Consider the following 13,586-nt stretch of genomic DNA (forward strand, 5'->3'; position numbering starts at 1 on the left):
CAACTCTAGGCGGCCGGTGTGAGCACGTCGTAGAGAACCCGTCCCGCGCGGGCGGTGCGCAGGCACGTGGGAAGCGGTGCGCCGGGATCGAGCGGAGGCAGCGCGGGCACCCGGGAACGCGGGTCGGTGGACCAGCGCTGCACCCGTGAGTCCGGGGTGGCGATGACGAGATCGGCGGCCTCCCAGATCGCGTAGTGGGCGGGCGCGCCGGGCACGAGGCTGCCGGTGAGGCCGTCGTTGACGCCCGCGGCGCGATGGCCTCCCCTGGTGTGCGCGTTGAACGCGGCGCGTGCGGACAGGCCGAAGCCGGCTGTCCGGTGGTGCACGGCGGCGCGGACGGCCGCCCACGGTTCGAGCGTGGTGACCGGGCTGTCCGAGCCGAAGGCCAGCACGACACCCTTCGCGGCGAGCGTCGAGAAGGGGTTGAGCCCGGCCGCGCGAACGCCGAGCCTGGCCGCGTACATGCCGTCCGTACCGCCCCAGAGCGCGTCGAACTGCGGCTGCATGGAGGCCGCGACGCCCCAGCCGGCGAGCAGCGCGGCCTGGTCGGCGTCCACCATCTCCAGGTGTTCCAGTCGGTGCCCACGGGCGGCGAGGGCCCGCTGGCCGACGGCCTTCTCGGCGAGCTGGAAACCGCGCACGACCTCGGTCACGCCGGCGTCGCCGATGACATGGAAGCCGGCTTGCAGTCCGGCTTCGGTGCAGGTGACGAGGTGCTCGGCGATGGCCTCGGCGTCGAGGTAGCGGCTGCCGGTGGTGCCGGGCTGGTCGGTGTAGGGCTCGTGCAGCGCGGCGGTGCGCGAGCCGAGGGCGCCGTCGACGAAGAAGTCACCGGCCAGGCCGCGCAGGCCGTGGCGCTCGGCGAGGGTGAGCGCGTCGCGTTCGCCCCAGTAGGCCACCACCTCCGGCCGTCCGGGTTCGGCGGCGAGCGCCAGGAGAGCGGCGAGGTCGTCCTCGCCCGAGATGTCAGGCCCGGCGCATTCGTGGACGCTGACGATCCCGCGTTCAGCGGCGCGGGTGAGGAAGGCGTCCTGGGCGCGGCGGCGCTGTTCGGCGGAAATCCCGGCACGGACGGCCGCACGGATGTGATGGTGGGCCTCGCGGGTGAGCGGGCCGTCCTGCGACCAGCCCTCGGCGCCGGAGGCGGCGTCCGCGAGCGCGCTGGAGGCGAGCGCGGAGTGCACGTCGACCCGGCTCAGGTAGACGGCGGCGCCACCCGCGGCCTCGTTCAGTTCGGCGCGGCTGGGCAGGCGGGGGCTGGTCCAGGTCGTCTCGTCCCAGCCATGCGCGATCAGCACCTCGCCGGGGCGGACGGCCGACCGTACGGCGGCGAGGAGGCCGCCGGCGTCGCGGACGCCGGTCAGGTCGAGTCCGGACAGGTGCAGGCCGGTGGCGGTCGCGTGCACGTGGGCGTCGACGAAGGCGGGGGCGACGAAGGCACCGTCGAGATCCACGACCTCCGCTTCGGGATGCAGGGCCCGGCCGGGGCCGTCCTGTCCGACCCAGACCACGGTGTCGCCGGTGACCGCCATCGCGGTGGCGTCGGGCGAGCTCGGCGAGTGGATCCGCCCGCCGAGCAGCAGCGTCGTGTCGTTCACGGTGTCGAGTCTGCACGATCGCTATGCGACAGGAATATTTACATCGTATTGTCGCATAGACGGGAGATTCTTACGCAGATCGGCCGCCAAGGAGTCAAGATGACTGCGATCCAGGAAGCTGGCTCATCCACCGACACCCTCGACCAGCCCTACGTGTACACCCGGAAGGAGCTGGTCGAACCGGACTGGCGGCGCTTCCCGGGCTGGCGGGCGGTGACCGAGGCCCAGTGGCGCGACGCGCAGTGGCAGCGCGTCCACTGCCTGCGCGACATCCGGCAGCTGCGGGCCGTGCTCGGGGACCTCGTCGATGAGCGGTTCTTCCAGGATCTGGCCGATGACCAGCGCGAACGCGCCACGATGTCGATGTTGCTGCCGCCGCAGATGCTCAACACGATGGATGCCGGCTCCACGGAGGCGTTCTACGCCGATCCCGTCCGCCGCTACATGCTGCCCGTGCGCGGCGACCGCGACCCGGAGTGGCCGAGTCATCCGCATTCGGAGCGCGACTCGCTGCACGAGGCCGAGATGTGGGTCGTGGAAGGCCTGACCCACCGCTATCCCACCAAGGTGCTCGCCGAACTGCTGTCCACCTGTCCGCAGTACTGCGGGCACTGCACACGGATGGATCTCGTCGGCAATTCCACCGAGCAGGTCGAGAAGCACCGGCTCACGCTCAAACCGGCAGACCGGCAGGACGCCATGATCGGCTATCTGCGCGCCACGCCGGGGGTGCGGGACGTGGTGGTCTCCGGCGGCGATGTGGCGAACGTGCCGTGGCATCAGCTCGAGGCGTTCCTGATGCGGCTGCTGGCCATCGAGACCGTGCGCGACATCCGGCTCGCGACCAAGGCACTGGCGGGGATGCCGCAGCACTGGCTGCAGCCCAAGGTGGTCGAGGGCCTGGAACGCGTCGCCCGCACCGCCCAGCGGCGAGGCGTGAACCTGGCGATCCACACGCACGTCAACCACGCCCGCTCGGTCACCCCGCTGGTCGCCGAGGCCGCGCGGACCGCGGTCGACGTCGGCGTGCGCGACGTGCGCAACCAGGGCGTGCTGATGCGGGGCGTGAACGCGACCCCGAACGCGCTGCTGGACCTGTGCTTCGCGCTGCAGGGCGAGGCGGGGATCCTGCCGTACTACTTCTACCTGTGCGACATGATCCCCAACGCCGAGCACTGGCGGGTGGCCGTCTGGGAGGCGCAGGAGCTGCAGCACGCGATCATGGGTTACCTGCCCGGCTACGCGACGCCGCGCATCGTGTGCGACGTGCCCTACGTCGGCAAACGGTGGGTGCACCAGCTGGCCGAGTACGACCGGGTGCGCGGGATCTCCTACTGGACGAAGAACTACCGCACGGGCATCGAGCACGAGGACCCTGACGCGCTGCGGCGCCACTACCCCTACTACGACCCGATCTCCACGCTGCCCGCGGAAGGCAGGCTGTGGTGGAAAGGCGAGGCCGGCTGAGCCGGATGCGTTAGGGTCGGGGCTCGTGATCCTGATCGCTGGGGGCGGTATCGCGGGCCCCGCCGTCGCACTCGCGCTGCACAAGGCGGGTTTCCAGGCCACCGTGTTCGAGGGCCACGCCGACACCGGCGAGGACGCCGGCGCGTTCCTGACGCTGGCGCGCAACGGCATCACCGCACTCGCGCAGTTCGACGCGGACGACCTCGTCGCCGGCGCGGGTTTTCCGCTGACGAGCATGCAGGTGCTCACCAGCGACGGCGAGACCGCCGCGACCGCGCCCCTGCCGGGCTACCGGTGCCTGCGCCGGGCCGAGCTGTGCGGCTTGCTGCAGGCCGAGACGGTCCGCCGGGGAATCCCGCTGCACCACGGCAAACGCGTCGAAGCCGTCGTGGAGTCCGATGTGGACGTGACGGTGCGCTTCGGCGACGGCAGCACGGCGAGCGGCGAGCTGCTGATCGGCGCGGACGGGCTCAACTCCGCCGTACGGTCCTTTGTGGCCCCGGCTGCCGCGCCGCGGTACGCCGGTCAGCGCGTGTTCTACGGCTACACCGAAGCCGGGACGCCACCGCACGAGCAGGAGCGGATCGTGATGGTGCGCGGCAGCGCCGTGGCCTTCGGGTATGCCGTCTCCCCCGGCGGTGAGACGTCGTGGTTCGGCCGGGTGCACGCCGAGGAGAACAGCGCCGTCGACCGGCACCGGCTGCTCGACCTGCTGCGCCCGGACGCCACACCCGCAGCGGACATCGTCGCCGCCACCAGCGGTCCGGTGCTCGCGACGGACGCACGCGACGTGCCCTCCGTCGCGCGCTGGTCCACCCGCCGGACGCTGCTGGTCGGCGACGCCGCGCACGCCGCCTCCCCCGCGACCGGCCAGGGCGCGTCGATGGCGCTCGAGGACGCGGTCGTACTGGCGAAGGCACTGCGGGATTCGGCGTCACCGTTCGAGACCTACGAGCGGGCGCGGCGGCCGCGCGTCGAGCACAACATCGCGAACAGTGCCCGCATGACGGCAGGTGCGACAAGCACGGTGCCGCGCCGGCGGGAGCCGGTCAGCGAGGACGAACTCGCCGCACAGCTGGACTGGGACACCCCGCTGGCGGGCGAAGTCAGGCGCGGCCCTTGCGGAGGAACTTCTTCAGCCGGGACAACGGCCAGGTGTTGATCACGTCGTCCTTGGTGAGCCAGCCCCGCTGGGCGGTGCCCACACCGTAGCGGATCGCCGCCAGGTGCGTCGTCGAATGCGAATCGCTGTTGATCGCGAACTTCACGCCGTGCTGCTTGGCCCACAGGATGTGCTCGTCGCGCAGGTCGAGGCGGTCGGGAAACGAGTTGATCTCCAGGGCGGTGCCGGTGCGGGCGCACGCGCGGAACAGCTCGTCCAGATCGGCGTCGACCGGCGGGCGGCGGCCGATCAGGCGCGCGGTGGGGTGGCCGATGATGTTGACGTAGGGGTTCTCGCACGCCCGCACCAGCCGCCGCGTCATCTGCTCGCGCGGCTGCGTGAACGACGAATGCACCGACGCCACGCACAGGTCGAACCCGGCGAGGAAGTCCGGGCCCCAGTCGACCTCGCCGTCGGCGTCGATATTGAGCTCGGTGCCGTGCAGCAGGGTCAGTTTCGGATACCGCGCGGCCAGTTCGCGCACCTGCTCGCGCTGCGCCAGCATCTTGTCGTCGGACATGCGCTGCATGACCAGGTTCGGCGCGTGGTCGGTGACCGCGTAGTAGGCGTAGCCGCGGGCCGCGGCGGTTGCGACCATGTCCTCCAGCGACGACACGCCGTCGGTGAGATCGGTGTGGGTGTGCAGATCGCCGCGGATGTCCCGCTCGGTCACCAGTTCCGGCAGCTCGTCGCGCTGCGCGGCCTCGATCTCGCCGCGGTCCTCGCGCAGCGTCGGCGGGATCCAGGGCAGGCCGAGTCGCCGGTAGACCTCCTCCTCGGTCTCCGACACGATGAGGTCGCCGGTTTCGACGTCGAAGATGCCGTACTCGGAGAGCTTGAGGCCTGCGTGCACGGCCATCTCGCGGGTGCGGATGTTGTGGCCTTTGGAGCCGGTGAAGTACTGCAGCGCCGCGCCCCACGCCTGCGGCGGCACGACGCGCAGATCGACCTGCAGGCCCTTGGTGGTGCGGATCGAGGTCTTCTTCTCGCCGCCCGCGATCACCTCGCCGACCAGGTCCAGGTCGCGGAACGCCTTCATCACCGGACCGGGATTCTCGGCTGCGGCCAGGATGTCGATATCGCCGATGGTTTCGCGGAAACGCCGCAGCGAGCCGGCGTAGGTGCAGCGGCTGCAGCCGGTGACCGCGGCCAGCCCGGTCACGATCTCCTCCGCCAGGTCCATCGCCACGTTGATGAGCACGCGATCCCCGGCCTGCTGCATCAGCTCGACGCCGTGCAGGATGTTCTGCTCGGTTTTGGGCCCGAATCCCTTCACGTCACGCAGCCGCTCGTGGTGGATCGCGTCGACCAGTTCCTCGATGGAGGAGATCCCGAGATCGTGGTGCAGCTGCGCGGCTTTCTTCGGGCCGAGGGTCGGGATCGCCATCAGCTGCCGCACCCCGGCCGGGATCCGGGCACGGACCTCCTCGATGGCCTGCACGCTGCCGTGCTCGAAGTACTCCCCGATCTTGTCGGCGATGGACTTGCCGACGCCGGGGATCGCACGCAGCTGCTTGATGTCGAGCCCGGCGATGTCGCCGTGATACCCCGCGACGGCGCGGACGGCCTTCTCATAGGCGCGCGCCTTGAACCGGTCGCCGCCGGTGATCGCGAGCAGGTCGGCGTACTCCTGGAGCAACGCCGCGACCTCGTCGTTCGAGCGGGCCATGGCCCTCAGCTTAGGACGCGCCGGCGAGCTGGGTCAGCTGACGAGGGCGGCCAGCTTCTTGTCCCGGCCCGCGCGCACGAGCGCCGCGGACAGGCGCGCGTAGTCGTTCTCGCCGACCAGGGTGGGCAGGTCCTGCGCGCTGAGGCCGAGTTTCTCGGCGCCCTTGCGTGCCTTGCCGTCGAAGTAGGGCCGCAGCTCGGGCCACACCTGCTGGGCCTCGCGGCAGAAGATGTCCACCCCGACCGGGCCCAGCCGCGGCACTTCCCGCAGCTTTTCCTTGAGCGCCTTGACGTCCGCGGCCTGCTCGCGCAGCTTGCGCAGGTCGCCGGAGTACTTGTCCAGCAGCAATCGCGCGCCGTCGCCGAGTGCGGTGGCGGTGCTTTCGTCGTAACGCACGTAATGTCCCCGGCCCAGCGCGTCGACCCGGTCCTGCCAGCTCGCCTCGGCCATGCGTTTCGGCGTGCCCATGCCCGCGTTGTTCAGCTCACGCGCGGCCGCGACGGCGACCTTCGCCTGGATCGGCGCGGACAGCAGCACCGACAGCACCAGCAGCCGGTACAGCTGCGACGGCGTGTCGGCCAGTTTGATGCCCGCCTCGGCCGCGTAGGTCTGGCCGGCCTCCTTGAGCAGCCGTTTCACGTCAGCCATGGGCCGGGACTACCCCGATTCGCCCCCGGCGACACCGGGTAGCCGATAGTCATGTCTAGCGTTTACACCGGTCTCGACCGCATGCCCATCGGCCGCGACTGGCGGCCGGGGCGCGCGGGGAAGACCGCCACCGACACCGACCCCTACACCGGCGGCACGCTGACCGAGATCCCGCTCGCGTCCGCGGGCGACGTCGAGGACGCTTACGCCGCCGCGAAGGCCGCGCAACCGGCGTGGGCGGCACTGCCCGCTTTCGAACGGGCCGAGGTGTTCCACCGCGCCGCCCGGGTCATGGAGGACCGGCGTGAGGAGATCATCGACTGGCTGATCGCCGAGGCCGGGGCGATCCGGCCGCGCGCCGAATGGGAGTGGCTGGCGGTGCGGGCCGTCATGCTCGATGCGGCGTCCTACCCGGCCCGGATGAGCGGCAGCATCCTGCCCTCGGCCCTGATCGGCGGCAAGGAGAACCGGGTGTACCGGCAGCCGGTGGGCACGGTCGCGGTCATCAGCCCGTGGAACTTCCCGATGCAGCTGTCCAACCGGTCGGTCGCGCCCGCGCTCGCGGTCGGTAACGCCGTGGTGCTCAAACCGGCGGGCGACACGCCGGTCACCGGTGGGCTGCTGCTGGCGAAGATCTACGAGGAGGCCGGGCTGCCGCCCGGGCTGCTCAACGTCGTCGTCGGCAGCAGCGGCACGGTCGGCGATCCGCTGGTGTCGCATCCGGACGCGCGGGTCGTGTCGTTCACCGGATCGACCGCGGTCGGCGAGCACATCGCGCGGACGGCGGCATTGAAGAAGCTGTCGCTGGAACTGGGCGGCAACGGGCCGCTGGTCGTGCTCGAGGACGCCGACCTCGACCGCGCGGCCGATGCGGCCATGTTCGGTTCGTTCTTCCATCAGGGCCAGGTGTGCATGGCCACCAACCGGATCATCGCCGACGAGCAGGTGCACGACGACCTGGTCGAGCGGATCGTCAAGCGTGCGCGCGATCTCCAGGCCGGTGACCCGCGGGACGCCGACACCGGGATCGGGCCGATCATCAACCCGAAACAGCTGGACGGCGTGCGCGACAAGATCACGCGCTCGGTCGAGGCCGGGGCGAACCTGCTGGTGTCCGGTGAACCGTCGGGGCAGGTGCTGCCCGCGCACGTGCTGACCGCCGAAGCCGACGTGCCCGTGGCCGCCGAAGAGGTGTTCGGGCCCGTCGCGACCGTGCTGCGCGCCCGCGACGAGCGGCATGCGCTGGAACTGGCCAACGCGACCGAGTACGGCCTGTCCAGCGCGGTGTTCACGGCGGATGCCGAACGGGGTGTGCGGTTCGCGCTCGAGGTGGTCGCCGGCATGACCCACGTCAACGACACGACCATCAACGACGAGCCCAACACCGCGTTCGGCGGGCAGAAGGCCTCGGGCATCGGCCGGTTCGGCGGGGACTGGGCGATCGAGGAGTTCACCACCGACCGCTGGGTCAGCGTGCAGCACTCCGCTCGCGAGCTGCCGATATGAGCGCCAGCAGCCCGTCGGTCAGCTCCCCGGTCGCCTCGCAGTGCCGGGTCGCGGCCTCCGCCATCTCCTTCCACCGGCTCGGCTGCGCGATCAGCGCCCGCACCGCCGAGGCGAGTTCGCCGTCCCGTTCGCACACCATGGCCAGACCCGCGTCCTGCATGAGCGCGGCGTTGGCGCGGCCGTGCGCCGCGATCGGACGGTGCATCAGCACGGGGCGGCCGCAGGCGAGTGCTTCCAGCCCGGTCGCGCCGCCGGCGTTGGTGACCACCACGTCCGCCGCCACCGTGTAGGCGGGCATCTCGTCGGTCCACCCCAGCGGGCGCAGCCGCGGATCCCGCTCGGCCAGCGGCCGCAGCCGCTCCAGCAGTCGCGTGTTGCGACCGCACACCACGACGGGCACGACGTCCGGATGCGCGTCGAGCAGTTCGCGCGCGGCGTCCTCCACATCGCCGAAGCCGAGCGAACCGCAGGACACCAGCGCGATGAACGCGTCCGGCGGCAGCCCCAGTTTCTGCCGCGCGGTGTCGCGGTCGCCGGGCCGGAACGTCTCGCGCACCGGCGGCGCGGACACCGCGACGTTCGCGCCGGGCACGCATTTCAGCGCGGGCGGCACGGCGCACTCGTGCATCACGAGGTTGAGGTCGATGGCGCCGTAGACCCAGAACGGGTGCGGCGCGAAGTCCGAGATCCATGCGCCGACGGGCATGTCGAGCCTGCCGTGGCGGCGCAGCCAGTCCAGCCCCGCCGTGCCGAGCGGATAGGTGGACAGCACCAGGTCCGGCTGGAAAGCGCGGATCTTGCGATTCAGCCGGATCCCGCACCACACGCCGACGAACCGTTTCGACGCTTCGGCGAACCAGCGCATCCGCCACAGCGACCGGTAGAAGAACTCGTAGAGCCACGGCGTGCGCCGCACGTTGGAGACGTAGATCCAGCGGAACAGCGGGCCCACCCCCGCGCCCATCACGTCGAGCGCATCCAGCCACCCGACCGTCGCCTCCGGCCAGAGGCGGCGCACCGCGTCCTGCAGTGCCCTCCCGGTCGCGTTGTGGCCTTCACCCATCGCCGCCGAGACGATCAGCACCCTTTTCATACCGCCCTTTCCGAAGCATTCCCGTCGAGCAGCTCGTCCGATGTGGACTGGGCGCGGGCCAGATGCGACGCCCGGCTGGACAGCAGCACGATGCCCACGATGATCAGTGCGCCCGCCATGCCCTCACCGGCGAGCGCGAGTGGCGCGGTGTTGGCGGTCTCCCCCATCCACCAGACGCCGATCGCGACCCCGACGAGCGGATCGAGCGCGGTGATCACGGCGAGCGCCGGGGTCAGGAACCGGCCCTGCTGGAACGTGTTCTGCGACAACAGGAAACCCATCGGCCCGACGACGCACACCACGTACAGTGTCCAGCTCTGGAAGGGTTCACCCAGGCCGCTTCTGGCCTGCCCGGCGACGATCTTCATCAGGCCCGCCGTGACGCCGTAGAGCACCCCGGTGGCCACGGCCAGGCCCAGCACCCGTGCCGAACCGTGGCTGAGCGTGGACACCACCAGCGCGATCAGCGCGAGCAGGCCGAGCACGATCACCAGCGGCAGCGGTTTGGTGCCCTCGGCGAAGTCGTCCGCGTTGCCGCTCGGGCGCGCGAGCATCAGGAACACGCTCAGGCCCGCGATGCAGATCAGCGAGCCCACGACCATGACCCCGTCGAGGCTGCGGCGTTCCAGCCGCGCGGAGAACGCGCCGGCGAAGATCAGCGAGGTGATCAGCAGCGGCTGCACCACCAGCAGCGGCGCGTAGGCCAGCGCCACCAGCTGCAGCGCGAGCCCGGCGCCGGTGGCGACCATGCCGATCAGCCACAGCGGCCGGTGTGCCAGGCCGCGCAGCAGCCCCGGGTCGAGGATGCGGCTGACCTCGACCTCCTTGGTGGCACGCGCCTGGGCGGCGCTGGCGAGCCCCATGCTCGCCGCGCCCGCGACAGCCGCCGGTACCGCCAGCAACAACGAGGTGCCGGCCGACGCCATGTGCCCTCCACCTTCTCCTCACGCGGCGTGTCCGGCCGAGACCTTACTCGCGTCGGAATACCTGCGGGTGAACACTCAGTGTGCGCGTTGCCGCAGGAACTTGTTGATCAGCTCGCCGCCCCGGTTGAGGCAGTCGGCGCAGATCACGGCCTGCGCCTGCGGGCAGCTCATCCTGGCCAGCCTGCGGTGGAAACCGAGGAAGGAACGGCGTTCGCGGCGACCACAGAACTCGCATGCGTCGTCGCTGACGGCGGTCAGCCTGGCCAGCCCGGTTCCGCCGAGGCTGCGCCGTTCCCGGCCGTCGCGCACCAGGACCAGGCCCGCCTCCAGACAGTCGGTGCAGATGGGTCCCTGTGGGCCCGGCGCCCGGTGTTGACCTGGCCGCGGTGGGCGTCCGCAGAACCGGCAAAGCGCGCCTTTTCCGTTGATCTGTTCACTCATCATCCGCGCGTCCCTTCCCCGCTCCACGATCGCACTCCCGGTCCCCGGATTCCACCCCGCCGGCTGGTCGAAACCAGCGCGAATCCCGACGCTGCGCAACAATTCGGCACGTTCCGCCTGTATCGCACACGATCGGGGTAACGTCCGGCTCGTGACCGGCGGGCTGCGCCATTCCGGGCGGCGTGCACTGCGGCGCGAGCGGCTGGGCCTGGTGTTCCAGAACCCGTCGGAGAACCTGCTGGACGACCTCACCGTCGCGGACAACCTGCGTGCCGCCGCGCAGTCCGCGCGCCGCACCTGCGTGCCTGGGGAACTCTCGACCGCCTCGGCCGATCTCGTGCTGGAGACACTGCGCCGGCTCGCGGAGCGGGAGTTCGCCGTGCTCGTCGCGTCCCACGACGACCGGCTGATCGAACTCAGCACCCGCGTCGCGTGGCTGCGCGACGGGCGAGTGGAGGGGATCGGATGATTACCGCCGCGTTGTCCGCGCACCAGCTGCGGCGTCGTTTCGCGCATCCCAGCGGTGACGTGCAGGTGTTGCGCGGGCTGGAGCTCTGCTCGACGACGCGCCGCCGTGGGAGGCGTGCGCGGTGCTCCCCCAGGCGCTGGGCCTCGCCCCGGACCTGACCGTCGCGGAGAACGTCGCGCTGCCGCTGCGGCTCGGCGGTTCCCGCGACGATATCGGCGAGCGCGTCGCGGAACTGCTGGAAATCTTTGGCGTGGGCGGGCTTTCCGGCCGGTATCCGGGCGAGGTGTCCTTCGGGCCGCAACAACTCGGCGGCGTGATCTTGGTTGCCGCGCCGAATCCGTAAACTCTGTGGGGATGCGAAGATATCGGTGGTGGATCGGCGGCGGTGCGCTGCTGCTCGTGATGGGGCTGGTGGCCGTCTTCGTCTTCTCCGGGCCCGGAAACCCACCCGCGCCGCCGCGGCGGCCAGGTCCGCCGGGCACCGGCCCGCTCACGATCGTCACCGTCGGGGACAGCACCCTTTCCGGCGAGGGCGCGGGCGACTACACCGCCGACACCAACGGCACCAACGGCGACTGGTGCCACCGCTCACCCAACGCCGCGGTGTTCGAAACCGACGTGCCCGGTATCGCGGCGAAGGTGAATCTGGCGTGTTCGGGAGCCAACGCCGAACAGGTCGCGCTCGGCGACGTCAAGCAGTACGGCGAACCGTCCCAGGCGGGGCAACTCGCCGCGCTCGTCCGCAATCACCGGGTGGCCGCGGTGGTGATCGCGGTGGGCGCCAACGACGATCCGCATTTCTCCGAACTCGTCTCGGACTGTTTCCAGTCGTGGTTCGTCTCCGGGAACGTGCCGTGCAACACGGCGATCAAAACCACGTGGCAGTCGCGTGTCGACGCGATGGTGCCGAAGGTGGTCGCGGCCGTCACCGATGTGAAGAAGGTGCTGGCGCAGGCCGGTTACCTGCCCGAGGACTACCAGCTGGTGCTGCAGTCCTACGCCTCCCCGATCAGCCCGGACATCCCGGCGAACCTGCAGAACCTCAACGGGTGTCCTTTTCGGACAGAGGACCTGCGGTGGATGCGCGACCAGGGAGTGCCCGCGCTGTCCGCCGGCATGGCACGGGCCGCCGCCCAGACCGGGGCACGCTTCCTGGATCTCTCGCGCGCCGGGCTCGGGCACGAGGCGTGCACCGGCGGCGCCGACCCGGGCAAGGAATGGTTCAGCAGGCTGACGCTCCAGCTCAACGACCTCGCCGACGCCCAGCGCGCCTCGCACGCACTACAGGAATCGTTCCACCCCAACGCGAACGGGCAAGCCGAGATCGGCCGGTGTCTTACCGAGTTCCTCGCGAGCGCCACCGTGTCCGCGGCGTGCCTGTCCGGTTCCGACGGGAAGCTGCATCCCGCGGCGTCGCTGGCCGCGCCCCGGTAAGCGGGCCTGCGAGGAGGACTTCGCCCTTATCCGATGGTGCCGTAGGCCGGTTCACCGGCGGTGTCGTAGGCCAGGTGGAGCGTGCCGTTGGAGTAGCCGGTCGATTCGATCAGGCGTAGCGCGGTGGGCGGCATCCCGTCCCCGAACACCTTCTTCCCGGTGCCGAGCACGACCGGGTCGACCCACAGGTCCAGCCGGTCGACAAGGCCGAAGCGCAGCAGCGACTGCACCAGGTTGAGGCTGCCGATGACGTGCACCTCCCGGTGGCGATCCTTCAGCGCGGCGACACTCTCCTCGATGGGCTGAGCCAGCAGTGCCGAGCCCTGCCAGGACGGCGGCGCGGTCAGGGCCAGAAGCCGGCGAACACGTCGTAGGTCCGGCGGCCGAGCAGCAGGGCGTCCATCGACCTGGCCGCCTCGAACCCGGCTTTGCCCGCCTCGGGGTCCAGGAACGGCGCGTGCCAGCCGCCGTGGCTGAAGCCGCCGTCGCGGTCCTCGTCGGGCTGTCCGGGCGACTGCCCCACCCCGTCCAGGGTCATGAACTCGGTGACGATCAGCGTGCCCATCGGTGGTTCCTCTCCTCGGTGCGTCTGTCGATCAGTGCAGACTCCGAGGTGGGCCGGAACTCATCGCGAAGCGGCGGCGGGCGACCGGCTAAAGGTCCAGCGCCGCGCGCAGGGCCACGTCCACCTGTTCCAGGGTCTCCTGGTCGACCTCCGCTACGCGTTCGACCAGCCAGGCGCGGTAGAGCCGGGTCAGGTAGAGCGTCGAGATCCAGTACCGGGAATCCAGCGGCACGCCGAGAATGTCGCGGGGATCGTCGTCCAGCAGTTCGGTTCCCAGCAGCCACGGACGTTCCGACTCGTTCACACCGTCCGAGGACAGCAACAGCACCGTGCGCTCGCGGGCGGGCTGTACCGGGGGCCGGTAGGCCCAGACCTCACCCCTCCGCACGCAGCTCCTTCTCCGCGGCGGCGAGTTCGGCCTCGTCCGCGGTGGCGTCCGCGACCGGCACCGGGCGCGCGTGGTACCCGGTGCGCACCGCCTCGCGGCGGGCGGCCTTCGACAACCACGACGACAGCGACACCCCGTGCGCCTTCGCGGCGCGTTCGGCGTACTCGATGGCCGCCGTGTCCAGGGACAGCGTGACCTTACGTGTTGCCATACCTTTTAT

At 70.9% G+C, this 13,586-nt stretch carries 16 protein-coding genes; 6 read left to right on the plus strand and 10 right to left on the minus strand.

Annotation, left to right across the window (positions count from 1 at the left end; genetic code table 11):
* Positions 1-5: 5 nt before the first annotated feature.
* The gene (locus HFP15_RS04670) at positions 6-1,598 is read right to left on the minus strand and encodes an amidohydrolase (RefSeq protein ID WP_312871462.1); all 1,593 of its coding nucleotides are present in this window, start codon (positions 1,596-1,598) and stop codon (positions 6-8) included.
* 99 nt (positions 1,599-1,697) lie between these two features.
* On the opposite strand from HFP15_RS04670, the gene HFP15_RS04675 reads away from it, so the two are divergent.
* Complete coding sequence (locus HFP15_RS04675) at positions 1,698-3,065, plus strand: KamA family radical SAM protein (protein ID WP_168511784.1); 1,368 nt, start codon at positions 1,698-1,700, stop codon at positions 3,063-3,065.
* Between the two features lie 25 nt (positions 3,066-3,090).
* On the plus strand, positions 3,091-4,227 hold the full coding sequence (locus HFP15_RS04680) for an FAD-dependent oxidoreductase (RefSeq protein ID WP_210716719.1): 1,137 nt from the start codon (positions 3,091-3,093) through the stop codon (positions 4,225-4,227).
* Here HFP15_RS04680 and polX read toward each other — a convergent pair.
* Both polX and HFP15_RS04690 read right to left on the minus strand, forming a co-directional pair.
* The gene (polX, locus tag HFP15_RS04685) at positions 4,172-5,896 is read right to left on the minus strand and encodes a DNA polymerase/3'-5' exonuclease PolX (protein WP_168511786.1); all 1,725 of its coding nucleotides are present in this window, start codon (positions 5,894-5,896) and stop codon (positions 4,172-4,174) included. The genes HFP15_RS04680 and polX overlap by 56 nt on opposite strands.
* A 33-nt stretch (positions 5,897-5,929) precedes the next feature.
* Positions 5,930-6,544: an endonuclease gene (locus HFP15_RS04690; protein WP_168511788.1), complete on the minus strand. Its 615-nt coding sequence runs from the start codon at positions 6,542-6,544 to the stop codon at positions 5,930-5,932.
* A 51-nt stretch (positions 6,545-6,595) separates the two neighbouring features.
* On the opposite strand from HFP15_RS04690, the gene HFP15_RS04695 reads away from it, so the two are divergent.
* Positions 6,596-8,050 (plus strand): aldehyde dehydrogenase family protein, encoded by a 1,455-nt coding sequence (locus HFP15_RS04695; protein ID WP_168511790.1) that lies wholly within the window; start codon positions 6,596-6,598, stop codon positions 8,048-8,050.
* Here HFP15_RS04695 and HFP15_RS04700 read toward each other — a convergent pair.
* The 3 genes from HFP15_RS04700 to HFP15_RS04710 form a co-directional block, all read right to left on the minus strand.
* Positions 8,013-9,143, minus strand: coding sequence for a glycosyltransferase (locus HFP15_RS04700; protein ID WP_168511792.1), 1,131 nt, complete (start codon positions 9,141-9,143; stop codon positions 8,013-8,015). The genes HFP15_RS04695 and HFP15_RS04700 overlap by 38 nt on opposite strands.
* The gene (locus HFP15_RS04705; RefSeq protein ID WP_168511794.1) at positions 9,140-10,069 is read right to left on the minus strand and encodes a DMT family transporter; all 930 of its coding nucleotides are present in this window, start codon (positions 10,067-10,069) and stop codon (positions 9,140-9,142) included. The genes HFP15_RS04700 and HFP15_RS04705 overlap by 4 nt, the downstream gene beginning before the upstream one ends.
* 75 nt (positions 10,070-10,144) lie before the next feature.
* The gene (locus HFP15_RS04710) at positions 10,145-10,513 is read right to left on the minus strand and encodes a hypothetical protein (RefSeq protein ID WP_246271379.1); all 369 of its coding nucleotides are present in this window, start codon (positions 10,511-10,513) and stop codon (positions 10,145-10,147) included.
* Positions 10,514-10,661: 148 nt separating this feature from the next.
* Here HFP15_RS04710 and HFP15_RS04715 point away from each other — a divergent pair, with 148 nt between their 5' ends.
* The 3 genes from HFP15_RS04715 (at position 10,662) to HFP15_RS04725 (ending at position 12,413) form a co-directional block, all read left to right on the plus strand.
* Positions 10,662-10,979 carry an ATP-binding cassette domain-containing protein gene (locus HFP15_RS04715; RefSeq protein WP_376768849.1) on the plus strand — a complete coding sequence of 106 codons (318 nt, stop codon included), beginning with the start codon at positions 10,662-10,664 and terminating at the stop codon, positions 10,977-10,979.
* A 121-nt stretch (positions 10,980-11,100) separates the two neighbouring features.
* The gene (locus tag HFP15_RS44120; RefSeq protein WP_376768850.1) at positions 11,101-11,322 is read left to right on the plus strand and encodes a hypothetical protein; all 222 of its coding nucleotides are present in this window, start codon (positions 11,101-11,103) and stop codon (positions 11,320-11,322) included.
* Positions 11,323-11,333: 11 nt separating this feature from the next.
* Complete coding sequence (locus HFP15_RS04725) at positions 11,334-12,413, plus strand: GDSL-type esterase/lipase family protein (protein WP_210716720.1); 1,080 nt, start codon at positions 11,334-11,336, stop codon at positions 12,411-12,413.
* A 26-nt stretch (positions 12,414-12,439) separates the two neighbouring features.
* Here HFP15_RS04725 and HFP15_RS42525 read toward each other — a convergent pair whose 3' ends face one another.
* The 4 genes from HFP15_RS42525 to HFP15_RS04740 form a co-directional block, all read right to left on the minus strand.
* Positions 12,440-12,766 (minus strand): dihydrofolate reductase family protein, encoded by a 327-nt coding sequence (locus HFP15_RS42525; protein WP_312871488.1) that lies wholly within the window; start codon positions 12,764-12,766, stop codon positions 12,440-12,442.
* The gene (locus tag HFP15_RS42530) at positions 12,757-12,978 is read right to left on the minus strand and encodes a dihydrofolate reductase family protein (protein WP_246271380.1); all 222 of its coding nucleotides are present in this window, start codon (positions 12,976-12,978) and stop codon (positions 12,757-12,759) included. Before HFP15_RS42530 ends, HFP15_RS42525 begins: the two co-directional genes overlap by 10 nt.
* 88 nt (positions 12,979-13,066) lie before the next feature.
* Complete coding sequence (locus HFP15_RS04735; protein ID WP_168511796.1) at positions 13,067-13,366, minus strand: hypothetical protein; 300 nt, start codon at positions 13,364-13,366, stop codon at positions 13,067-13,069.
* Positions 13,353-13,577 carry a hypothetical protein gene (locus HFP15_RS04740; protein WP_168511798.1) on the minus strand — a complete coding sequence of 75 codons (225 nt, stop codon included), beginning with the start codon at positions 13,575-13,577 and terminating at the stop codon, positions 13,353-13,355. The genes HFP15_RS04735 and HFP15_RS04740 overlap by 14 nt, the downstream gene beginning before the upstream one ends.
* Between the last annotated feature and the right edge of the window lie 9 nt (positions 13,578-13,586).

Origin of the sequence: Amycolatopsis acididurans, from assembly GCF_012328925.1 — a bacterium.
Taxonomy (GTDB): Bacteria; Actinomycetota; Actinomycetes; order Mycobacteriales; family Pseudonocardiaceae; genus Amycolatopsis_E; species Amycolatopsis_E acididurans.